This is a genomic window from Ensifer sp. 2TAB8 (assembly GCF_052115125.1).
In the GTDB taxonomy this organism is placed as follows: Bacteria; Pseudomonadota; Alphaproteobacteria; order Rhizobiales; family Rhizobiaceae; genus Ensifer.
In genome coordinates, this window is record NZ_JBFRGB010000012.1 from 1 (window position 1) to 20,852 (window position 20,852).

A 20,852-nucleotide genomic window follows, 5' to 3' on the forward strand; every position below is an offset into this window, starting at 1 on the left:
GCGTCCTCGCGGCAACAATGGCTCGATCCGAGCCCACTCCGCATCGCTCAACCAGGTCAACTGCCGCTGCTTCATCAAGGCCTCCAACTCCAAGACCTTGAATCACAATTTGGCAGAACCCGGAATCCCTATTGAGTACAGACCCTAGCGAAGGTTCGGGGGGCGGCGCTTATTCTGTCTTCGGTCGACCTGATCGGCGTCAGCGGCTGAACTTACTTCCCCGGAACTGTCCGCCCGCAACTGAACAGCCAGGGACCCTACCTCCTCAGGTCTACAGAGCGCGCTCGTTTGATTTTTCAGACTATTGTTGGACTAAATGTCCTCGGTCTGCCAAAAGTCCTTGAGGACGCGATTGCCGTTATCTTTAGAACGGGGTCGGGCGACCGATTGACGTCACGTTGCTGCCGCGAGATCACGCTGGCCGTCCTACTATTTTTTGCCTTCTGACTCCGATCGGCAACGGTAACGGGTACGTTTTTCCCGTCGGATCGATCTGCTGGACCCTTGCAGCAACCCGGGTCGCTTTGGCGGTCAGTATCGTGGTATCGCCGGTGTCGGCAATGACCGCCTGAAAACCGCATCGAGGAGAGAGATCGACATATGGTGGGCCCGGAGGGACTCGAACCTGCAACCAGTCCGTTATGAGCCGACGTCTCTAACCTTTGAGCTACGGGCGCTACCAGAAAAGCAGCAAACCGATTGAGAAAGCGAGTCGCGATGAGTTTATTCGCAAGTCTGGCACGACGAGGGGAGAGGTCCACGCGGCCGCCGTCGGCGATATTCCCTTCCGACCCGGCCGACTGCCTCGCAGCCCCTTCATTCAGTAGAGAATTGGTGATCTAAGCTAGCATCTGCCTGAGTTTTGAAGTGCGGCGGACAGCGCTAACGGAGGTCAACATTGTATCTGATTGAGCAGGAACTGGAGGCGCTTGCCGCCTTTCGGCGCCACCTGCACCGGCGGCCGGAGGTTTCGGGCGAGGAGAGGGAGACGGCGGAAACGATCGTGGCGGCGCTTGCTGAGACGAAGCCGGATGCGGTGGTGACGGGGCTTGGCGGGCACGGGGTTGCGGCGGTCTTTGAGGGCCAGGAGCCGGGACCGACTGTCCTGGTGCGGGCCGAGCTCGACGGGCTGCCGATCGAGGAAATCTCGGAGATCGCGCATCGCTCGCAGATCGCGGGCAAGGGGCATCTCTGCGGCCATGACGGGCACATGACGATCCTGATGGCGCTTGCCAAGGGACTGGGGCGCAAGCGGCCGGCGAAAGGCCGGGCTATCCTGATGTTCCAGCCGGCAGAGGAAAACGGCGCCGGGGCGGCCGCCGTGCTTGCCGATCCGAAATTTACCGCGATCACGCCGGATCTCGTCTTCTCGCTGCACAATTTTCCGGGATTAAGCTTTGGCCATGCGGCGCTGCGCAGCGGGCCAGTGAACTGCGCCTCGCGCGGCATGCGGATTTCGCTTTCGGGCAAAACGGCGCATGCCTCGACGCCGGAGGACGGGATTGCGCCGACCTTTGCTGTTGCTTCGCTGCTTTCCGGCCTGACGGCGCTTGGCAACAACGGGCCGCTTAACGAGAACTACATGCTGGTGACCGTGACGCATGCCCGGCTCGGCGAAGCGGCCTTCGGCATCAGCCCCGGCCATGCCGAAGTCTGGGCGACGCTCCGCACGCTCACCGACGAACGCATGGCCGACCTCGTGGCCCGCGCCGAGGCGCTTGTCGCCAAAGAGGCGGAAGCTGCCGGGCTGAAGGTTCAGATTAGCTACGAGGACGTGTTCCACCAGTGCAGCAATGCGGACGTTGCCGTGACCGCGCTCGAGCGCGCCATGGATGCGGAGGGCGTCAGCCATGACGAGGGCGAGGACGTCCTGCCGATGAAGGGCTCCGAGGATTTCGGGCTTTTCGGCCGGGTCGCGCCCGCGGCGATGTTCTTCCTGGGCGCCGGCGAAAACCATGCGCGGCTGCACAATCCGGACTATGATTTTCCCGACGATCTGATCGACATCGGCGCACGGGTGTTCATGCGGGCGATCCGCAACGAACTTGGGTGAGGGCGGCGGACGGCCGCTTGCGCGGCAGACGTTGTGACGGCAATCTTTGAAATTGTGCAGTCCCGGACGGAAAGCCGTTTAGCGCCGCGTCCGGGTTTACGCTCAGGAGGAGCGGGGGGATGACGCAGTCCAGCTTTCGTATGGCGCTTTACCTGGCGCTTGCCGTCGCGGGCGCAGCGACTGCTCGCGCGGCCGATACGCCCGGCGCCGGTTCTGTTCCTGAGCGGCAGCAGACCGTGAATGCTAGCCTCAAGGACTTTATGAAGGCCAATCCGGACTGCCTGGAGTTCACCGATCAATGCTCGCACTGCGCGGTCGTGAATGGCATCGCCGAATGCTCGACGGCGGAGATCGCCTGCATCAAGCAGCAGAACCAGTGCACCAGGCGGGCGGGAAAATAGGGCAGCGCCCGGTAGTTTTTGATACGGGCGATCCGTAGCCTACAGGGGGTCGGGCCGCTAAGCTGCCTTTCGCAGCTCCGAGATCTTTTGGAACTCTGCCAGGATATCGGGGAAGTTTTGTGCGAGATAGCGAACGACCCGAGCATTGCTGAGCAGGCGGGTCAGATACCCGGTCGTCAACACCAGATCGAGATGATCGGTGCCATAGTCATGTTCGATCGCCTTGAATTCACGGTCAAGGCTGGCTGCCTCGTTCTCCATCAAGGCGATTTGGTCCACTGTTAGGCCTCTGATCGGCTTCTTCGGGCGCACCAGCATGGCTTCTGGCGTCGCAGCCACCAGGGACCGAGCGTAGGCGACTGTGTATTTGTTCATTGCGGCCATCAATTGGGCCGCTTCGATCTGGCGCAACGGCTTCATCTTCTTGAACTGGACAAGCGTGTTGATCGGCACGTGCTTGTCCTTGAACAACTCCACCGCCTCCGGGCAGATTCCGTCAAGCAAGTTCTTCTTTTGCCGGATACTGGAAGCATTGACGTTGAGGACGCGCGCAATCCTCTCTTCCGAGACCCCCTTCTCGATCGCGGTCAGGATCATTTTGTGCTCCTGGATTGTCGCCAGCCGGCTAATACGGCGATTATAGGTAAATGACTCGTCTTCGGTTGCAACGAGACAGACGACTTCCGTTTGGCCAAGTTTCTTGAGGACGTCGACGCGAACATGGCCGTCGAGCAGATGAAACACCGTCGGATCCGCGCGATCGCGGATGACGACCGGAGGCTCAATCAGGCCCAGCTCAGCTATCGACGCAGCAATCTGCGTGTACTTGATCGATCGGATCGCCGTTTGTGATAGCTCCTTCAGTGCCAAGATCTCGGCAATGGGAATGCGAAGGCTCGTAGTCTCGAAAGCAAGTGGGACTGCTGGCCTCGGATCAGTGTCTCTCATGCTGCGGCCCCCTCTCAGCGATAAGCCGCTTGGCGAGTGCTTCGGGAAGGCTGATGAGACCTTCTTCCTCAAGAATGTTCTTGAAATCGGTATCGCCGATCAATCGGCGCACAGCTTCGGTGATGAACGTCAAGCGTGCTTTTGCGGCCTCGGCCCGTCGAATGAGAATTCGCTTGCGATCCGCATCGTCCTGGAACGCGCGCAGCAGGGCCTCCGAAGAGATGGTTTTTTGCGGAGCGCTACGCCGATAGCTGAGCGATTTACCGCTGTTGCGACGCGCTTCGACGACCCGTTTGGCGATCATCAGCTTCTTGCCGCGAAGAAGTTTGTTTTCATAGGCGTTTTGAAGCGCGGACTGAACCTCATGATCTTCAGCCTCAGCAATCTCCAAAGCGACCGTAAATGGGATCTGCCCTGCTTCGGCGGCCCTCAGAAGCCGATCTTCGCCCTTTTCCAGAAGACGCACAACGGCATAGACGTATTCGGTGGACAGTCCCGTCATCCGCGCGATGGCGGGCACGTTATGGCCGCGGTCCTTCATACCGCCAATGTCGCGCAGAAGATCTAATGCTCGGTGTTTCCGCCGCGCGCAGTTTTCGACAAGGCTTGCCACCAGGCAGTCCTGAGAGTTCGCGTTCACGACGATTGCGGGAACCTCTTTTTGACCAAGCGCGATGAAAGCTTCGAGGCGTCCTTGTCCGCATACGAGATCGTAGAACGGGCCTTCCGCATCCATTCTGCGCGTTACGGTAATCGGTCGTTTCAGGCCGATCTGACCGATATTGGCGATGATCTCCTTGAACTGTTTCTTGTTTCGAATTCGCGGATTGACGACAACAACACGGTCGATCGGGATCATATCGATCTTCTGGGCGGGAACGGCGACCATCAGGCGACCTCCAAAAGGCTCGTGCGAGCGGCCATCACGTAAAAGCGCTCGAGCGTTTCGCAGCGATAGGCATCAAGGGAAAGTCCGTTGCTGTCACAGAGGCGCAGAACAGCCTCTGGCATGTCGAGCAGYGGAAGCAGGTAATAGTCATAGGGAGCAGCATTATCGGCATCCATGCGCACCACGACCGTCACGTCGGGCTTAAGGGCCGCGTCCAGTCGAACCTTCCACCGCAACGTGCCCGCGCTCGTCTGGAAGCATCGTGAGATCAAGATGGAGGCGGTAAACTCGCTATTGATGGTCAGGAGATCCGTGTCGTCGTGACGAAAGACGGTGCCACCTGCCGCTTGCAGCCCGGCGACTATGGTGGCCAGCACGTCAGGAAACATGCAGCGGAGAGCACGGTTAATCTCAAGATAGCGATAATCGTGATCGGGGATAAATCCGACCAAGGCGTAGGCCCTGAGAAGCGTGCCGAACCGTCCAGCGTATGAACTGCTCGATGGGCAGCCCTCCGCCTCGTCGATAATTAAACCCGTCAGATATCCGTGGTGGGCAAGCACAGTGGCCAACTTGTCGAGCATCGCCTCATCTGACAGCCGTGCGGACCTTGCCGCGATGATCTCACGTGCTTTGCTGAAGGTCTCGAAATCGACAATTGCCTCAAACGCTCCATCGGCGCGAACCCAAGTTGCTTCGGGATTTTTCACATGGGTTTGCTTCAACTTAAAAGACGTCCGGGCCCAAACGTTGTTGCCGACATATTTCTCGTTGATGAGGACCTGATGCACGGAGCCCCGAGACCACGGACGCCCTAGATCGGTGCATAGACCCTGGTTGTTCAAGATCTCAGCGATCTCGGACTCGATGCGTCCCTCAGTCACAAACAGCTCGTACATTCGGCGAACCACACGGATCTCGTCTGAGGGACCGGGTACGAGGATGACGCGATCGGTCGCGATGCTCTTATGCTCTCCTCGAGTGAGAAGCGCCTTTGAGTTCCCGGCGTGGTCGATGAGAAGGCGCCGCAAACCGTACCCGGGCGCGCCGCCTTGGCGAAAACCGAGCCGGATGAGATTTGCCTGACCCGCAAAGACCTTTACCGAAAGTTCACGGCTGTACTCTCCTGCCATCGCCCGCTTGACCGTCTTTATGATTGAAGAGCCGATACTGCCGTCATTGCTGAACTGCTCGGCGCAATAATGCACACGAATGCCATGACGTTTGCAGCGCAGTTCGATTTCCGCTGCTTCATCAGGGTCCTGAAACCGGCCCCAGCGACTGACATCGTAGACAAGGATGACCTCATAGTCGGCGGTCTCCTCTTCCACATCCCGAAGCAGCGCCTGCAGCGCATCTCTTCCAACCAGTCTCAGTCCGCTTTTGCCTTCGTCGGCGTAGGATCGCACGATTTCGAAGTGGTGCTTGGCGGCGTAGCGATTGATGGCGGCGGTCTGATTGTCGGTCGAATACTTCTGATGCTCGGTCGACATCCGCACGTAAATCGCCGCGCGAACCATGGGTTGCTCGGCCGGGGATGGTTGGTTGTCGCCGTTCTCAGTCCAAACAATGACCATGGCGTGCCGGTATATCGCGCGTGAATTGAGGCCAGAAGGCGCGATTATAGACCGGGGAGGTGGGCAGTATGGTTCCGAATACCGGCACAATTGTTCCAGCACAGACGCGGGGCGCAAGGGATGACTACGTTGCCGCCATCGCCGCGGCGCTGCGCCATGAGTTGGGTGGGGGAGGCCGTGCCATAAAGACGATCATGCGCTGGACAGGCGCGAGTGGCCGAACGGCCAGGTATTGGTTAGCCGGCGATCGCGGCCCAGATGGATGGCACCTCATTCTGCTGGCCAGACATTCGGATGAGGTGTTGCAGGTTGTGCTCTCACTAGCACGCCGCGACTTGTTATCTGTCTCCGTTGAACTGCGTGCCGCCGAAGCTTCACTGGCACGCGCAGGCGCAATTCTGAGGGCGCTGCGCTCCTAGGTGCATACATGTGCAGCGCCAACGATGCCGCGTTTCCGGACAATCGAGAGCAGTTTTAGTGCGGGGCCGCTCGGCCGCTTTGCGCCGGTTTCCCACTTTTGCACTGTCGACTCGCTGGTGTTCAGGTAGCGCGCGAAGACTGGCTGGCTGACATGATTATTCTCGCGCAGCGCCTTGATCTCACCCGGCGTCAGCTCCTGCGGGATGGACAAGCATCGCGCCGGACTGGCGGCTCGTGGCGGTCGGTTCACCTGAGTATTTCGCACGAAGCCCGACACCCAGGATCCCGCAGGAACTGGCGGGGTACAATTGCATCAACCATCGCCATGCTGGTTCCGGCGGCCTTTGCGCCTGGGAGTTCGCCAAGGACGACCGCGGCTTGTCCCGGCATCTGTTTCGCGCCGGAACGGACGAAGCATCTGCCGAACCGAGGCTTCTAGCTCAAGCTGGTGCGCAGCGTTGATTTAGAGACTGGGTTTAGACGGACAACATAAACATCGCTCGATTATGTCGTGGAGGCGTCAATGCCTGCTACCCATTCTATGATCATGCGATATTGCACCTTGGCCTGCGAATACGTCCGATAGAAATCTAACAGATCTCCTGTCGGATCGGACAGGCGCTGAAACCCGGAAACGAAAGCCATGACCGTTCCGATAGTCGTCTGTCCTTTGATCACGAGATAACCGCCGGCCATAAGCACCATAAGCGAGCCGAGCGAGTTGGCGATGTTGAGCAGGGTCTTCAATCCGAATTTTAGCAGGTAGAGCTCGATCCGGTTCCAAAGATCGTTCGGATGGTTCGATGCGTGGCATGGAGCATGGCTGCTTTTCTGGACGAATGGTCAACAGCCTGATCGCCAAGTTTGCGTACCAAGCCGATCTGCCGCTCGACCCGCTTGTTGAGGCTCTGTTGCAGGTACTTTGCGAGAAGAAACTGAGGGATCACGGCGCCAACGCTGAAAAGGGCGATCACCGGCTCCATGTAGATCATATAGGCTACGACAGACAGCATCATGCTGGTGTTGACAACAAACTCCGAGATGCTCGTCCCGACGAACCCGCCCACCGTATCGACTTCGTTGCCAAGTACATTGGCAGTCTGCCCGCTTACTTCGGTCGGTTGTTTCACACGGTTGCACGCGACTGAAGCCAGATGATCGCGAGTGGTCTTGATTGCGCTTTCGGCAATCCAGCCCTGATAGATGGACAGTACATATTTCAGGCAGGAGTACACGCCCAGAACTGCGAGGTAGACAAGGCCCAGAATGGCAAGTCGCCTCATATCTTTGGTGGCAACGGCTTCGTCGATTATTCTGCGCTGCAACTCAATCGGAATGAAGTTGAAGAGCGCTACGCCAATAGCGACGGCGCCGACGTAGAATTGATGGAGGCCGGTGACACTCCAGATGAATTTTCCAAAGGTCTCGGTGAGCTGAACCGGCGCGAAAGGGGCGAGTGGCCTTAAGCGACGCACCATCGTCCTCGAAAAATTCCTGCGAGGACGGGGCATCGGTGGACTTTCTATTCCTGTCGTCATGTCGCCTCTCGATCGCGTCGCAGTTGAACATTCGCATTGCTCCGCCGACCTATTGTCGGGCGCTGGGCATAACTGTTCTTTGCGTGCATGTTGCTCCACCCGGTATTGCTGTTGATTGGATGGCCAGTCTTTTGGTAACTGCTCGCGCCGAAACGTTGGCGAAACTAACGTGCACGCTATCGAGCCCCGGCATCTGTGTCCTTGACGCCGCTCAATGCATCTTCATTATTGGAACTCTGGCCGTTGCGGCATGTCTTGGGTGTTCCGCGCGCTGATCTTCGAGGCGATCTACCCGACGTTGGCGCATCGGGGCAATGCGTCTGCAGGGTACGATGGAAAACGTAACTTTACTGCTCGCCGAGGACGAGGCTCTGCTTCTGCTGGAATTCGATCGGCGCTCGCCGACGCGGGATTTGAGAGGCCGATGCTATGGTAAAAGCCGTCGCACGGCCGTAAACTCCTCCGAGGATGTGGCGGGCGCGGCGGCGTCCACTTATGCCAGTGGGTCCGGCGCGGAGCCGCTCTCCCTTTGATGACAGTCTTCTTCTTCCGTCCTCATCAGTTGGCGCGCTTCCGGCCCGTGATCATCGCTCGGACGAGGTTTTCCTTGTGTTCGATGCTGGCGAGGAGCACGCCTGCGATATGAAGGGCAACGAAAGCAAGCGTAATGTTCACCAGCACCTCGTGAACCTCTTCCACCCATTCAACGCCCCAGTAGGCGTCGGTCGTCATCATGTATCCGGTCGCGACGATTCCGGAAATCGCCGCCAGCAACACAATCACCATCGCGCCCCCGGCAGGATTGTGCCCAATATATCGCTTGGCGCGCATCCTGATGCTGTCCCGGATAAACCCTAACGTGGTGGCAGGGCTGTAAATGAAGCTCGAGAAGCGTGCATGATGGGTGCCGACCACGCCCCAGACAATCCGCACGACCAGGAGGCAGATGATGGCATACCCGGACACGAAATGGGCCTGCTTCCATTCATCGCCAGTGAGGTAAGAGAATGCGAAGAGCCCAACCAGGCTCCAGTGAAACACCCGGACCAGATGGTCCCAGACCTTAACCTGCGAAGGCGAGCCCCCGCTCGCCGTCTTGAGCTCCCTCCTGTCCATGGTCATTCGCTCTCTTTGCCGACCGATGCGCCGGTCTCGGGATTGAACAATGTCTCAACCTTGTTGCCCTTGGCATCGATGCCATAGATCTCGTAGCAGCTGCCCTCGGTCTTGACCCGGCGCACGTCAATTCCAGAGGCTTTTGCCTTGTCCTTGATCGCGTCCTCGCTCAACCATTTATCCTTGGCGGCTTGCGTGCAATTTTGTCCTTCCTCGGCATGGGCGCTGCCGAGCAGGCCGGTCGCTACCAGGATCGTTGCGAGAATGATCTTTTTCATGGGTCGGTCTCCGTTAGCTCCAGGAGCGGTGTTGCTCTTCTGGTCGGCTCTCAACCTATGAGGGGCGACCTGACGATCACCTGAGCGAATTTGTCAGCTTCTTGTCATCTCGGTAATGGTATTGCTCGACGATGTATCTTTTTCACAAACTTGGCCTGGTGTTGCTCGTGGTGGGTCTGTTACTCCCCGTGTCAGCCCTGCGTGCCGGCGACGATCGCGTGTCCGCAGGAAATTCGGCTGTGCCGTCCAACGACGAGCTGGCCCGGCAGGTGCGTGAGGGACGAATTCTGCCCTTGGCGGTTCTGAAGGAGCTGGTTCTGCGCCGAATCCCCGGCGAGTTGATCAATGTCAGTGTCGAGCGTGAAGACGAGCGCTTAGTCTACGAATTCCGGGTCTTGAGAAGCGGCGGCCAAGTCACCGAAGTAGAGGTGGATGCTGCCGTCGGCAAGATCGTCGAAATCGAGAACGAATAATGCGCGTGCTGCTTGCCGAAGATGATCCGCTCATCGCCCGTGATGTCGTCACACATCTCACGAGGGCCGGGTTCAATGTCGTGCACGAGTCCGACGGCGAAGCTATATTGTTCGCGGGCGAGCATGACGATTTCGCCGCCGTGATCTTGGATCTCGGTTTACCCAAGATTGACGGACTTACGATCCTCAAGAAATGGCGGTCGAACGGCCGCGACATGCCCGTTATCATCCTAACGGCGCGAGGTAACTGGGAGGAGCGCGTTGAAGGTATCAACGCGGGCGCGGACGATTATCTTGGCAAGCCGTTCCGCATCGCAGAGCTTCTGGCCAGGCTAAACGCTGTCCTTCGGCGATACTCCGGCCAGGCCAGCGCTGTTCTCTCGTCGGGCGGCATTTCCATCGACACGCGGCAAAGGACAGTCTTGGTAGATGGCTTGCCTGTCGACGTCACCCCGCTTGAATACAAGTGCCTTTCGGTCCTGATGCAGAACCGACACCGAGCGGTCTCACAGATGGAACTGACCGACCAGCTTTACTCCCAAGACTTCGAGCGGGAAAGCAATTCCGTCGAAGTTTTGATAGGGCGATTACGGAAGAAACTGCGTCGAGATGCCATCGTAACGCGCAGAGGTTTCGGCTATCAGATTGCAACGGACGAGACCACATGATGTCGCTTCACGGTCGCTTCATCCTGACGTCTTTGATCGCCGTGTCGATCTGTCTCGCCGCGGCCGCAATAGCTCTGGTCCAAATATTCGCCAATAGCTACAGCAGCCGCATCCAGAACGAGCTAACGGGACACATCAACCGCCTCGCGGCAGTTATCCGCTTCTCCGCCGATGGAAGAACGCAGGTCTCCGCAAATCCCGAAGGCGACCGTTTCCTGCTTCCCTATGGTGGACTCTATTGGCAAATCGACGACCCCTTCAAGACAGATGTGCTACGGTCACCCTCGCTTTTCGACTATGCCTTGCCGCTGCCGGTCGAACCGCATCCTGTTGGCGCGATGCACCAGTATCGCCTTCCAGGACCTGAAGGAAAGGATGTACTCGTCCAGGAGCGTGTTCTGCTGTTAGCCGCGCCTGAGGGTAAAAGGCCACTCCGTATCGCGGTTGCGATCAATGCGGACGAGGTAGATGGCGCGCGCACAGCGTTCGCTCTCGATATCCTGCCCTACCTCGGCATTCTTGCTGTCCTCCTGGTTCTGATGTCCATCGGCCAACTCTGGGTTGGACTGCGGCCTCTCGACCACCTTGGACGGGACCTGGAAGCCGTACGTAATCGCAAGGCTATCGGCCTGACAGGATCGTACCCACGCGAAGTCAAACCGCTCGTCGATCGACTAAACGCGCTCCTGGAAAGCCAGGCCGTGGCGATCGAGAAGGCGAGGGGTAGGGCAAGTGACCTTGCGCACGGGCTGAAGACGCCCCTGACAGTGCTCGCGAACAATGCTCTCACCCTTCGCGAGAGAGGTGAGATTGAAATCGCCGATGAACTCGACCATCTGACGGAAACCATGCTTTCCCATGTCGAGCACGAACTTGCCCGCGCCCGGATTAGCCCCACGCCGGAGCAGCGTAGCGGTGACGCTGACGTCCAGAAAATCGTCGGCGAGACCATACGGATGCTTCAACACACCGAGGCAGGAGAGCGGCTGATTTGGGAGACCGACCTAGAAAAGGGCGTCATGGTGCCGATCGACCCGCATGACTTCCGGGAAATCGCAGGCAACCTTCTCGAGAACGCGTCCAAGTGGGCCAACAGCCGCGTATTCGTCACCGCCGCTTATCGTGGCGACCAGTGTCGCCTCGTGATCGAGGACGATGGGCCCGGTGTTTCGACTGAACAACTGCCGGAACTCCCGGGCCGAAGAGTCCGTCTTGATCGTCTAAAGCCCGGTTCGGGCTTGGGTCTGGCGATCGTGTCGGAAATCGCTGACCTCTATAGCTTGACCCTGATCTTGGAAAATCGATCCGAAGGCGGATTCCATGCGGAAATCGTCTGCCCGGATGCAACCTCCTCTGCGGAGACCTGACCCATGACACGTTCGGCTGAAGATCGATTCAAGGCCAGCCTGTTACTGTTCGCATTCGGCGGCCTGATTGTCGGACTTGGCCTTTATTTAACGGGTCGAATGGAAGGCGCTCAGCTCGCTTGGAGCATTGCCACTCTTCCGGTGCTGGCGGCCCTGTTCGTCGAGATACTGCGAAGCTTGTGGCGGGGAGAACTCGGCCTTGACATCGTTGCGGCACTGTCGATGTCGGCCGCGCTCGCATTCGACGAAACTTTGGCGGCCGCGATTGTCGCGCTGATGTACACGGGAGGCGCCTTCCTCGAAAGTTTCGCCGAGGGAAAGGCACGCCGCGAGATGCACGATCTGCTCTCTCGCGTGCCTCGAACCGCGACGCGTTATGTCGACGACAGCCTCCAGGAGCTTTCGGTGGATTCCGTTCGGCGCGGCGATCGTTTGTTGATCCGCCAAGGTGATGTCGTTCCCGTCGATGGAACCGTCTCGTCCGCCAGTGCCTTCGTCAACATGTCTGCACTGACGGGAGAGCCGCTTCCTGTTTCGCTGAAGCGGGAGGCTGCGGTACTGAGTGGATCGACGAATGCCGGTGATGCGTTCGATATGATCGCAAAGCACGAGGCGAAGGACAGTACCTATGCCAGCATCGTTCGTCTGGTAGAAGACGCCCAACGGTCGAAGGCTCCAATGTCGAGACTTGCGGATCGGTGGTCGGTTGGCTTTCTAATCGTGACCTTACTGATTGCATCTGCCGCCTGGTGGTTCACTGGAGATCCGATCAGGGCGGTTGCGGTTCTCGTCGTGGCAACGCCGTGCCCACTCATCCTTGCCGTCCCGGTTGCTCTTGTGGCCGGACTATCGCGTGCAGCTCACTTCGGTGTGCTGGTGAAGGGAGCTCGTCCGCTGGAGAGCATGGCCCGCGTTCACACACTGGTGCTGGATAAGACAGGCACGTTGACCGACGGGCGCCCTCAGATCGCCTTGGTCCACGCAGAGCCGGGGTTCAGCGAAGAAGATATATTGCGGCATGCAGCCTCCATCGATCAGGTATCGAAACATCCAATGGCCCAGGCTCTGGTTATGGCAGCTCTAGGGCGAGGTCTAGATCTTGTCTTGCCCATAGACGTTACAGAGTTCGCTGGCGACGGAGTGATAGGGTATGTCGACGGCCGGGCGGTGGCCGTCGGGGGGCACGACTTTGTGGCGAAGCAGTCCAAAGCCATGCCGATCGAAATTCCGGACACGGAAGCCGGTTCAGTTTTCGTCGCTGTGGCGGTGGACAACAAGATGGCAGGATACATCGCCATGGCAGATCCCGTGCGCACTGAGGTCGCAATGACCCTTGGTGGTTTGCGCCAGGAAGGCGTGAAACGCATAGTCCTGGCGACGGGTGACCGTGCCGCCGTCGCAGAAAGAATTGGTGAGGGGCTGGGCCTCGATGCAATCCGCTCCGGTTTGACACCGGACCAGAAAGTACTGACCGTACTGAGCGAGCGTAAGAACGGCCCCGTGATGATGGTCGGCGATGGCGTCAATGACGCACCGGCGCTTGCCGCTGCCGACGTAGGGGTTGCGATGGGTGCGCGAGGAGCCGCAGCGTCCGCAGAAGCGGCCGATGTTGTCCTTCTGGTTGACAGGATAGACAGGCTTCTCACCGGCATCGAGATCGCCAGGCGATCGCGGGGTATTGCTATTGAAAGCGTCGTGTTCGGTATCGGTCTCTCGGTCTTCGCCATGGTGGCGGCGGCGCTCGGCTATCTGCTTCCTGTCGAAGGCGCACTGCTCCAGGAGGCCATAGATGTCGCTGTAATCTTGAACGCCCTTCGTGCGCTAAGGATTTCACCGACAATCGCGTGACGACCACGCAATTTGGCGCGGGTCTGTCATCTGCAAGGGCTTCTGCAACGGCGCTTTGAAACAGCAAACAGTTCGGGCGTCGGCCCATGGCCTTCAGGGAAACGCCTGTCATAGACGCTTTGGACGTCCGTTACGTCGGCCAGTTCGGCTAATGCCAGATCGACATACACCATATCGGCAGCACTGAATCCACCAGCTTCTTCAAACAACGACATGTTCAAACGCACGCTTTGGCCTCTTCAATGGCTGGACAAAGATGCAACCGTCGCACCGACAGCTGGCGCGGGTTTGCCGACGACAACAAGGATTTGATGCTGCGTCAGTGCCGGCAGGTTTCGGCGGTAGGTGACAGTGGGCATGCAAGGCCGAACCGCGGCGACGGTCAAAGTCCCTCGATTACGCTCCGAAGACTCGACTGCACCCGTTTGGCCGTCTCCAAAAGTGTTAAATTGCCGATCGCCTGCATCGAGGCGACAGGATCAATGGCGGCAACCTCGGTCTGGCCGCCTCCAGTATCCTGTATGATGACGTTGCACGGCAGCATCGTGCCGACCTTATCCTCGATGCTGAGCGCCTCATAAGCCATGCGCGGGTTGCAGGCGCCGAGGATCCGGTAAGGACGGAAGTCCACTTCGATCTTCTTCTTCAGTGTCTCTGTGACATCGATCTCTGAGATGATGCCAAAGCCGGCTGCCTTTAAGGCTTCCGTCGTGCGTCGAACGGCCTCGTCAAACTCGCACGCCAAAGTCTTTGCGAAATAGTAGCTCATTGCACTTCCTCTCATCGGTTTTCGTCGGTGCATTGCAACTCGGTTCAAGCACTCTTGCAGGCGTCCCGTCAGAATTGATTTTCGGATCGCGCTGCAATCAACCCGCAATCATCTGGCACACGCCTTTGTAGATCATGTAGCCGGCGACCACGAAGATCAGTGAGGCGAACAGTCTATTGAGGACGCCTTTCCTGGCCGAAAGATGTGCTGCGACGAATGACCCAAGCGCTCCGCCTGCGACACCGCCGAGAATGAAGACTGCTGCTAACGTCCAGTCGACATAGCCAGAAAAGGCGTAGTTGAGGGTCGTTGTGAGCCCAAGTGCTGTGACGGCGACGAGCGAGGAGCCAATGGCATTAATGATCGGCATGCCTGTCGCCGCAATGAGCCCAGGGACGATCAGAAACCCACCGCCAATCCCGAAGAAACCCGAAAGAATACCGGTCATGCCGCCGAAACCGAGGACTTTAGATGCATTCTCGGTATTACATTGGGCTCCCGGATTGCCCTCGGCATCCCCTCGCTTGTACATCAGGGCGCCGATGATAAGCATCAGGAGGGCGAACAGCATCAACAAGTGCTGGCCGCTCACCATCTTGCCAAGTGTTGACCCGAGCAACGCCCCCGCGATCCCCGCGGCACTGTAGACGGTGGCACAGCGCCATTTGACGTTTCCGAGGCGCGCGTGGGCGGCCAGATTCGCCAAGGCGTTAGCTGCAACGGCGAGGGCGCTGGTGCCGATCGCCAGGTGCGCGCTTGGTACTCCGACAAGATAAACCATCAGCGGGACGGCGAGTATCGAACCACCGCCACCGAAGAGGCCGAGAGTGAAGCCAACGAGAACACCGGACAGCCCGCCGAGCAGATATTGTAGAGTGTCGAGATACATGGGCGGTTCCGTGGGCTTTAGGCCTTGGTGTTGCGGGAAGGGCTCATTTTCAAAGCGTTGCCGAGAGAAGCGCGATAGGCTGCCATTCCGAGGACCATCGCTGTAACGAACAAGACGGCCTCCCAGCGCCCGGTCGATAGTGCGGCAATCGCCGGACCGGGGCAGAGCCCCACCAATCCCCACCCCAGCCCAAAAAGGACCGCGCCAGCGACCAGCTTCCAGTCGATCGAGGCATTTGCCGGCACATGGAAGCGGCTGTCGAACAGGGGTGCCGCGCGGCGGCCGCGGATGATGTATGCGGCGGTTGAGGGGATGAGCGCTCCCCCCATGACGAGGGCGAGTGACGGATCCCAGTTGCCGGCGACATCGAGGAAGGCGAGCACCCGTGCCGGGTTGATCATGTCGGAGATGACCAGGCCGGCTCCGAAGATGACGCCGCAGACGATCGATGCGAGGACGCGGGCGCTCACAATAGCCCCTCCAGAAGATGGCGGGCCACGAAGACGGTGATGCCTGCGATGGCCATGAAGATTGCTGTTGCTGCGAGTGAACGGCGCGAAAACCGTGCGATCCCGCAAACGCCGTGACCGCTCGTGCAACCCGATCCAAGCCTCGTGCCGTAGCCGACGATTAGTCCGGCAACAATCAGCAGCGTGGGTGAGGAGGTGATGGCGATGTGGGGTTGTCGAACAAGGAGGGACGTGAACCAAGCGCCGGCAACGATGCCTGCGAGAAAGCCCAGTCCCAGCTTGCTGGTCCCGCCATCCGTCAGGCCCATCGCCGCGGCCGTAAGACCGGAAATCCCGGCGATCCGTCCGTCTAGCAGGAGGTAAAGGCCGGCTGACAGGCCGATTAGAAGGCCACCGGCCAGTGGCCAGAGATAGTTGATCTCATTCATCGCTGTTACAACCCGTTCACAGGGATTTTCAGATAATGCACGCCATTGTCGTCGGGGGGTGGCAAGCGGCCCGCGCGCATGTTGACCTGCACTGAAGGCAAAATCAGTTTTGGCATCGAAAGGGTCGCGTCCCGCTCTGTCCGCATCTTGACGAAGGCATCTTCCCCAATGCCCTCGTGCACGTGCACATTGCCGGTCCGTTGCGCGCCGACGGTGGTCTCCCAAGCATAGTTCTCGCGGCCGGGCGCCTTGTAGTCGTGACACATGAGCATGCGAGCCTCGTCGGGCAGAAGCATCAGTCTCTGGATCGACCGATAAAGCTCGCGTGCATCGCCACCCGGAAAGTCGCAGCGCGCGGTGCCATAGTCGGGCATGAAGAGTGTATCACCGGGGAATACGGCGTCGCCGATGACGTAGGCGAGGCAGGCGGGCGTGTGCCCCGGCACATGCAATACCGTCGCATCGAGACCACCAATCTTGAAACTGTCACCGTCCTGGAAGAGCTGGTCGAACTGGCTCCCGTCCCGTTGGAACTCCGAGCCGGCATTGAAGATCTTGCCGAAGACCTCCTGCACCCGGATGATCTCGCGGCCAATCGCGAGCGCGCCGCCGAGTTCGGCCTGCAGAAGTGGAGCTGCAGACAGGTGATCCGCATGGGCGTGCGTCTCCAGCAGCCACTGCACTTCGAGATTTTCGGATTTTACGTAATTAATGAGTGCCCGTGCCGAAGCATTCATTGTCCGCCCGGAGGCGGCATCATAGTCGAGCACACTGTCGATAATGGCGCAGGCGCTGGAGCCCGGATCGCGCACGACATGGCTGACGGTAAACGTAGCGGGGTCGAAGAAGGACTTTATGACCGGCCTTTTCGCCGGCTCGGCTTGAGCGATGAGGATAGTTTCGCGGGCGTGGGAAAGTGCGGCATCCGCCATGGCTGATCTCCTGGTTAAGGAATACATATATATTTACTATAAATATGCAAGTGTGTATCTGTTGAAGTTGCGCATGCTTCTGCGCTATAGCCGACGAAACAGTCTTCAGGAGGCTTGACGTGACCGACACCGATTCACGAGCCGAGACGCGCTCTCTCAGGATCAACGATAACGCGCCCGGTTTTTCGGCTCGATCGACGACGGGAGAAGTGTCGCTTGCCGATTACCGGGGCCGTTGGGTGTTGTTCTTTTCCCATCCTGCCGATTTCACTCCGGTCTGCACGAGTGAATTCATCGCCTTTGCGCGTGCAAAAGAACGTTTCGCCGCATGCGGATGCGATCTCTTGGGTCTCTCGGTGGATGGCCTCTACTCGCACCTTGCCTGGTTGTGCGATATCGAGCGGAGCTTTGGTGTCAAGGTGGATTTCCCGCTAATCGAGGATCCGTCGATGGTGATTGCGCAGGCCTACGGCATGCTCGACAGTGCTGCGCCGAGCAGCGCTACCGTCAGGGCCACATATGTCATCGACCCCAAAGGCGTCATCCGCGCTATTGTCTGGTATCCCACGAACATCGGTCGATCCGTAGACGAACTTCTGCGCCTTGTCGAAGCCTTGCAGGTCTCTCAGCGCGAAGGTGCATCCACGCCTGAGGGCTGGCGGTCCGGCGGCGCGCTTTTGGAACAGCCGGCAACGACGATAGAGGAAGCGGGAGCGACCGAGGGGCCGACAAGTGCCTGGTACTATAGGGAGCGGCCTGAATGAGCAGGAAGGACATCCCCATCGAAAGGCTGCAGAACAAGGCCACCGAGGCGGCTGAATTCATGCGCCTGTTCAGCACGCCAAGCCGGCTGATGCTGCTTTGCCACATAGCGCAGCGGGAACGTTCGGTAGGTGAAATCCAGAATGAACTTGGACTTAAGCAGCCGGCCCTTTCACAACAGCTTGCGGAACTGCGCCAGGCGGGTCTCGTCAAAACGCGCAGGCAATCGCGGGCCATCAACTATTCTATCGCCGATGAACGGGTCGAGGCGGTTATGGACCTGCTCTTGAAGCTTTTCTGCGGAACCGACGGCGATACTGAAGACCCTCGTAGTGGACAATCCTCCGCATCCTCCCCGTCGACCGAGGCGACCAAGTCTGAGCCCGGGGGGGCAGCACAATTCGCTCGGGTGGTGCCTGTTCGTTAGGTTATACGATGGTGAGTCCAGGGACGGGCGTTGATAGGCTGGACTGCAGCCTAGCGTCTCAAGGTCACGCCTCCCCCGACGCTATTGTGCTGTGATCCAGTTGACGCAGCGCAAGGAACTACACCTGCATCGGAGGTAACTTAATGGCGTTGATATGATTGCAGGTGCGCGCCACTGCGAGGCCGCAATTCTCGTTTCGGAGCGAATCTCCTGCATTTGGAAGGAGAAGTCACATGACAACTGCAAGACTCGCATCTATCGCGATCATCACTGCGCTCCTGTCAAGCAACATAGCGCCGTCATTCGCCCAGAAGGACGCAAAAGAGGGAAAGGGTGAAAAGGCTGATTGTTCCGTCGTGATGCAGGACGGGATGAACGGCGGAAGGCAATACGGTATGATGGGCGGCATGCGGCAAGGCATGATGCAAGGTCATATGATGAAGTTCATGTTTGCCATTGCCGACGCCGACAATGACAACGCCCTTTCGTTTGAAGAAGTTAGCGCGATCCATAAGCGTATCTTTGACAAGGTCGACGCAAACAAGGATGGGAAAGTAACGCCAGAGGAAATGAAGGCTTTCATGCGGGACCAGTAGAGGGGGTGGATAAGTTCCGACGCGCTGCCGTTGAGAAAACGGGCCTGGCCTCGAACCGGTCGTTTGCAGCCGACTGTTGTCAGGGTGCAAGTGGCCCTCCTTGCACTCCCCGACGGATCCGCAGACCGGTTGTTGAGGTTCGATGGTGCGGATAGGGAATAGATGAAGCCGGACCTGAACATCCGGAGAGGCGAAAGGCTTGAAGTGCTCAAGCCCAAATGGCAGGTGTGGAAAGTTGTATACCCGATCCGGGTTTCGCCTCAGCGAGTTTGCTGACTTTTAGTCATGCACTTACGGCGCGGTTCCGTGGGGCCGGTTCAACCTCCGTGAGATCTGGTTCCTCACCGTTCTGAGCGCCACCATTTCGTTTGCAGGCTATGTTGCGACGCGCCTTTTGGGTTCAACTCGGGGGCTTTTGATCAGTGGCTTTGCGGGCGCCCTCGTTTCCTCGACTGCTGTGACGGCAAGCTTCGGGCAGAAGGCGCGCAGCGGCGAGGCAGCGCGTCCGCTTGCTGGTGCTGCAAGCTTCGCTGCGGCGGTCTCCCTGTTGCGCGTGCTCACGGTGGTTTTCGCCCTGTACCCTCAAGTTCTTCCGATCGTGCTGTTACCGCTTCTCATCACCGCCTCAATTTTTGTGGCCTGTGGCGGTGGTCTCATGGCGAAGGGTGCTCCTGCGTCAGGTGAGGCCATTGTCGCGCGAAACCCGTTCGAAGTTGGGTCGCTTTTCATCTTTGCGGGCCTTTTCGCAGGTTCGGCGACGCTTGGAGCTGCGTTGATTAGTGGGATCGGCAATGAGAGCCTGATTGGCGTTGCGGTGGCATCGGGAGTTTTTGACGTCGACAGAGCGGTTCTAACTGCGCTGCGGTTCGGTGGCGCGATGCCACTGGAAACCGTGGGAACAGCCGTCCTTGCAGCCGCACTTGCCAACGCGGGCGGGCGGATATTTGTGGCGGTCTTATCCGGCCCCCCAAGATATTGGCTCCCACTCGCGCTCGTCTCATTATTCGCTGCGGGTGCCGGTGCAAGCGGATATCTCGTGATATTTCAATAACACATCTGCAAATCTGCGGTCGCAGGTACTCTCATCGCCATGAAAAGCCTGCCTCTGACCGAGGCAGGGCGTTGGGACCGCAACTCTATGGCCGATACAGGGTTCGATTACCGCTCAGTCCATTTAGGATATGGCCGCTGATACGGTGTTCCGCAAGGCGAGGTGGCGGAAAAGTCATCTTCGCCCGCTGATGGCGGTATATGACATCCTTACTTACCTACAACCTCCAGGTAGTCCGTCACGCCGCTCACTCCTTTGGCAGACCAGGCGGCCTGCTCAGCCACTGTTCGTTCACGCAGGCTTTGGACTTTCCCCCGGAGGGTCACGTGACTGCCTGAGACTTCGATGCCAATCTCTGCGGCTTGGATCTCCGCGTGGCGTCTCAACGCCTCCGTGATACCAAGCCGAATGTCGACGACATCCATTCTGGGACGAATTCTGAGTTGGTTGTCGATGCCCGTGACGCCTGTCAACTGGTAGATCGCGCTTTCTGCGGCCGAGCGTTGGAAATACCAATCGACAGTGCCGACGAGAGTCACGTACCCCCGCTCCACCTTGATCTGGATGTTGTTCGGTTCTGAGATTGCTGCACCCCAGTCGAGGATTTTCAGGACGCGGCTCGCTATTTCATCATCAGCGGTTCTCTTATGATCCGGCAATCGTACGACGATTTCCTCCGCAATCGCGCGAACACCTTTAACGCGTCGGGCAACGTGCTCGGCCGTATGCTTTTCCGGGTAACTTTGGACATGACCGGTTAAAGTCACGATTCCATTCTCAACCGTTACGCCGATGTTGGCGGCATCTATGCTGGGCTCATATTCGAGCTCGTCAAGGATGTCTTGTCGTAGACTCAAGTCGCTCATGGCGATCACCTCCAGGGCCTCGTCTTTATTGACGTACCGTGATTGTCGCTGATCAGCCGTGATCGGTCATTGAGGGGCGTCAAAGG

The 20,852-nt window shown here is 58.6% G+C and carries 25 protein-coding genes; 10 read left to right on the forward strand and 15 right to left on the reverse strand.

Features of this window, described 5'->3' with window-relative positions:
• The first annotated feature begins 898 nt into the window (after positions 1–898).
• Complete coding sequence (locus tag AB4Z53_RS19615; RefSeq protein ID WP_441597331.1) at positions 899–2,053, forward strand: amidohydrolase; 1,155 nt, start codon at positions 899–901, stop codon at positions 2,051–2,053.
• Positions 2,054–2,172: 119 nt separating this feature from the next.
• Complete coding sequence (locus tag AB4Z53_RS19620) at positions 2,173–2,454, forward strand: hypothetical protein (RefSeq protein ID WP_441597333.1); 282 nt, start codon at positions 2,173–2,175, stop codon at positions 2,452–2,454.
• A 57-nt stretch (positions 2,455–2,511) separates the two neighbouring features.
• Here the strand turns inward: AB4Z53_RS19620 and AB4Z53_RS19625 are convergent, their stop codons facing one another.
• From AB4Z53_RS19625 to AB4Z53_RS19660, 8 genes are all read right to left on the reverse strand, one after another.
• Positions 2,512–3,324, reverse strand: coding sequence for a plasmid partitioning protein RepB C-terminal domain-containing protein (locus AB4Z53_RS19625; protein WP_441597335.1), 813 nt, complete (start codon positions 3,322–3,324; stop codon positions 2,512–2,514).
• A 64-nt stretch (positions 3,325–3,388) separates the two neighbouring features.
• Complete coding sequence (locus AB4Z53_RS19630; protein ID WP_441597337.1) at positions 3,389–4,291, reverse strand: ParB/RepB/Spo0J family partition protein; 903 nt, start codon at positions 4,289–4,291, stop codon at positions 3,389–3,391.
• Positions 4,291–5,868: a recombinase family protein gene (locus AB4Z53_RS19635; RefSeq protein ID WP_441597339.1), complete on the reverse strand. Its 1,578-nt coding sequence runs from the start codon at positions 5,866–5,868 to the stop codon at positions 4,291–4,293. Before AB4Z53_RS19635 ends, AB4Z53_RS19630 begins: the two co-directional genes overlap by 1 nt.
• 415 nt (positions 5,869–6,283) lie before the next feature.
• A complete protein-coding gene (locus tag AB4Z53_RS19640) occupies positions 6,284–6,565 on the reverse strand; it encodes a helix-turn-helix domain-containing protein (RefSeq protein ID WP_441597341.1) in 282 nt (93 codons plus the stop codon).
• 227 nt (positions 6,566–6,792) lie between these two features.
• Entirely contained in the window at positions 6,793–7,035 is a 243-nt protein-coding gene (locus tag AB4Z53_RS19645; RefSeq protein ID WP_441597343.1) for a hypothetical protein, read from the reverse strand.
• Positions 7,036–7,043: 8 nt separating this feature from the next.
• Positions 7,044–7,766, reverse strand: coding sequence for a hypothetical protein (locus AB4Z53_RS19650; RefSeq protein WP_441597345.1), 723 nt, complete (start codon positions 7,764–7,766; stop codon positions 7,044–7,046).
• A 618-nt stretch (positions 7,767–8,384) separates the two neighbouring features.
• Positions 8,385–8,948 carry a cytochrome b/b6 domain-containing protein gene (locus tag AB4Z53_RS19655; protein ID WP_441597346.1) on the reverse strand — a complete coding sequence of 188 codons (564 nt, stop codon included), beginning with the start codon at positions 8,946–8,948 and terminating at the stop codon, positions 8,385–8,387.
• Positions 8,945–9,220, reverse strand: a complete 276-nt coding sequence (locus AB4Z53_RS19660; RefSeq protein ID WP_441597348.1) for a PepSY domain-containing protein — start codon at positions 9,218–9,220, stop codon at positions 8,945–8,947. Before AB4Z53_RS19660 ends, AB4Z53_RS19655 begins: the two co-directional genes overlap by 4 nt.
• A gap of 131 nt (positions 9,221–9,351) precedes the next feature.
• Between AB4Z53_RS19660 and AB4Z53_RS19665 the strand changes: the two genes are divergently transcribed.
• From AB4Z53_RS19665 to AB4Z53_RS19680, 4 genes are read left to right on the forward strand one after another with little or no spacing between them, the layout of a single operon-like run.
• Positions 9,352–9,693 carry a PepSY domain-containing protein gene (locus AB4Z53_RS19665; protein WP_291158361.1) on the forward strand — a complete coding sequence of 114 codons (342 nt, stop codon included), beginning with the start codon at positions 9,352–9,354 and terminating at the stop codon, positions 9,691–9,693.
• Positions 9,690–10,361 carry a response regulator transcription factor gene (locus AB4Z53_RS19670; RefSeq protein WP_291158393.1) on the forward strand — a complete coding sequence of 224 codons (672 nt, stop codon included), beginning with the start codon at positions 9,690–9,692 and terminating at the stop codon, positions 10,359–10,361. The genes AB4Z53_RS19665 and AB4Z53_RS19670 overlap by 4 nt, the downstream gene beginning before the upstream one ends.
• Positions 10,358–11,728 carry a sensor histidine kinase gene (locus tag AB4Z53_RS19675; RefSeq protein ID WP_441597350.1) on the forward strand — a complete coding sequence of 457 codons (1,371 nt, stop codon included), beginning with the start codon at positions 10,358–10,360 and terminating at the stop codon, positions 11,726–11,728. Before AB4Z53_RS19670 ends, AB4Z53_RS19675 begins: the two co-directional genes overlap by 4 nt.
• A gap of 3 nt (positions 11,729–11,731) precedes the next feature.
• A complete protein-coding gene (locus tag AB4Z53_RS19680; RefSeq protein ID WP_441597352.1) occupies positions 11,732–13,576 on the forward strand; it encodes a heavy metal translocating P-type ATPase in 1,845 nt (614 codons plus the stop codon).
• Between the two features lie 26 nt (positions 13,577–13,602).
• On the opposite strand, the gene AB4Z53_RS19685 is transcribed toward AB4Z53_RS19680, so the two are convergent.
• From AB4Z53_RS19685 to AB4Z53_RS19710, 6 genes are all read right to left on the reverse strand, one after another.
• Complete coding sequence (locus AB4Z53_RS19685; protein ID WP_162768648.1) at positions 13,603–13,803, reverse strand: hypothetical protein; 201 nt, start codon at positions 13,801–13,803, stop codon at positions 13,603–13,605.
• Between the two features lie 155 nt (positions 13,804–13,958).
• The gene (locus tag AB4Z53_RS19690; protein ID WP_441597354.1) at positions 13,959–14,345 is read right to left on the reverse strand and encodes a DUF302 domain-containing protein; all 387 of its coding nucleotides are present in this window, start codon (positions 14,343–14,345) and stop codon (positions 13,959–13,961) included.
• Positions 14,346–14,442: 97 nt separating this feature from the next.
• On the reverse strand, positions 14,443–15,234 hold the full coding sequence (locus AB4Z53_RS19695) for a sulfite exporter TauE/SafE family protein (RefSeq protein WP_441597356.1): 792 nt from the start codon (positions 15,232–15,234) through the stop codon (positions 14,443–14,445).
• 17 nt (positions 15,235–15,251) lie between these two features.
• Positions 15,252–15,704, reverse strand: coding sequence for a DUF6691 family protein (locus tag AB4Z53_RS19700; protein ID WP_441597358.1), 453 nt, complete (start codon positions 15,702–15,704; stop codon positions 15,252–15,254).
• Complete coding sequence (locus AB4Z53_RS19705) at positions 15,701–16,132, reverse strand: YeeE/YedE family protein (RefSeq protein WP_441597360.1); 432 nt, start codon at positions 16,130–16,132, stop codon at positions 15,701–15,703. The genes AB4Z53_RS19700 and AB4Z53_RS19705 overlap by 4 nt, the downstream gene beginning before the upstream one ends.
• Positions 16,133–16,137: 5 nt before the next feature.
• Positions 16,138–17,064: an MBL fold metallo-hydrolase gene (locus AB4Z53_RS19710; RefSeq protein ID WP_441597362.1), complete on the reverse strand. Its 927-nt coding sequence runs from the start codon at positions 17,062–17,064 to the stop codon at positions 16,138–16,140.
• A gap of 119 nt (positions 17,065–17,183) precedes the next feature.
• Here AB4Z53_RS19710 and AB4Z53_RS19715 point away from each other — a divergent pair, with 119 nt between their 5' ends.
• The 4 genes from AB4Z53_RS19715 (at position 17,184) to AB4Z53_RS19730 (ending at position 19,900) form a co-directional block, all read left to right on the forward strand.
• Positions 17,184–17,828, forward strand: a complete 645-nt coding sequence (locus AB4Z53_RS19715) for a peroxiredoxin (protein WP_441597364.1) — start codon at positions 17,184–17,186, stop codon at positions 17,826–17,828.
• Positions 17,825–18,253, forward strand: a complete 429-nt coding sequence (locus AB4Z53_RS19720; RefSeq protein ID WP_441597366.1) for an ArsR/SmtB family transcription factor — start codon at positions 17,825–17,827, stop codon at positions 18,251–18,253. Before AB4Z53_RS19715 ends, AB4Z53_RS19720 begins: the two co-directional genes overlap by 4 nt.
• Positions 18,254–18,486: 233 nt before the next feature.
• On the forward strand, positions 18,487–18,849 hold the full coding sequence (locus AB4Z53_RS19725; RefSeq protein ID WP_113536149.1) for an EF-hand domain-containing protein: 363 nt from the start codon (positions 18,487–18,489) through the stop codon (positions 18,847–18,849).
• A gap of 349 nt (positions 18,850–19,198) precedes the next feature.
• Positions 19,199–19,900: a DUF4010 domain-containing protein gene (locus AB4Z53_RS19730; protein ID WP_441597555.1), complete on the forward strand. Its 702-nt coding sequence runs from the start codon at positions 19,199–19,201 to the stop codon at positions 19,898–19,900.
• A gap of 209 nt (positions 19,901–20,109) precedes the next feature.
• Here the strand turns inward: AB4Z53_RS19730 and AB4Z53_RS19735 are convergent, their stop codons facing one another.
• Positions 20,110–20,766, reverse strand: coding sequence for a BON domain-containing protein (locus AB4Z53_RS19735; RefSeq protein WP_441597368.1), 657 nt, complete (start codon positions 20,764–20,766; stop codon positions 20,110–20,112).
• Positions 20,767–20,852: the final 86 nt, after the last annotated feature.

Coding starts and splice junctions, on each gene's coding strand:
- AB4Z53_RS19680 (WP_441597352.1), top strand. CDS start 11,732: ATGACACGTTCGGCTGAAGATCGATTCAAGGCCAGCCTGTTACTGTTC.
- AB4Z53_RS19710 (WP_441597362.1), bottom strand. CDS start 17,064: ATGGCGGATGCCGCACTTTCCCACGCCCGCGAAACTATCCTCATCGCT.
- AB4Z53_RS19735 (WP_441597368.1), bottom strand. CDS start 20,766: ATGAGCGACTTGAGTCTACGACAAGACATCCTTGACGAGCTCGAATAT.
- AB4Z53_RS19665 (WP_291158361.1), top strand. CDS start 9,352: ATGTATCTTTTTCACAAACTTGGCCTGGTGTTGCTCGTGGTGGGTCTG.
- AB4Z53_RS19690 (WP_441597354.1), bottom strand. CDS start 14,345: ATGAGCTACTATTTCGCAAAGACTTTGGCGTGCGAGTTTGACGAGGCC.
- AB4Z53_RS19695 (WP_441597356.1), bottom strand. CDS start 15,234: ATGTATCTCGACACTCTACAATATCTGCTCGGCGGGCTGTCCGGTGTT.
- AB4Z53_RS19660 (WP_441597348.1), bottom strand. CDS start 9,220: ATGAAAAAGATCATTCTCGCAACGATCCTGGTAGCGACCGGCCTGCTC.
- AB4Z53_RS19620 (WP_441597333.1), top strand. CDS start 2,173: ATGACGCAGTCCAGCTTTCGTATGGCGCTTTACCTGGCGCTTGCCGTC.
- AB4Z53_RS19675 (WP_441597350.1), top strand. CDS start 10,358: ATGATGTCGCTTCACGGTCGCTTCATCCTGACGTCTTTGATCGCCGTG.
- AB4Z53_RS19705 (WP_441597360.1), bottom strand. CDS start 16,132: ATGAATGAGATCAACTATCTCTGGCCACTGGCCGGTGGCCTTCTAATC.
- AB4Z53_RS19630 (WP_441597337.1), bottom strand. CDS start 4,291: ATGGTCGCCGTTCCCGCCCAGAAGATCGATATGATCCCGATCGACCGT.
- AB4Z53_RS19650 (WP_441597345.1), bottom strand. CDS start 7,766: ATGGTGCGTCGCTTAAGGCCACTCGCCCCTTTCGCGCCGGTTCAGCTC.
- AB4Z53_RS19725 (WP_113536149.1), top strand. CDS start 18,487: ATGACAACTGCAAGACTCGCATCTATCGCGATCATCACTGCGCTCCTG.
- AB4Z53_RS19655 (WP_441597346.1), bottom strand. CDS start 8,948: ATGACCATGGACAGGAGGGAGCTCAAGACGGCGAGCGGGGGCTCGCCT.
- AB4Z53_RS19720 (WP_441597366.1), top strand. CDS start 17,825: ATGAGCAGGAAGGACATCCCCATCGAAAGGCTGCAGAACAAGGCCACC.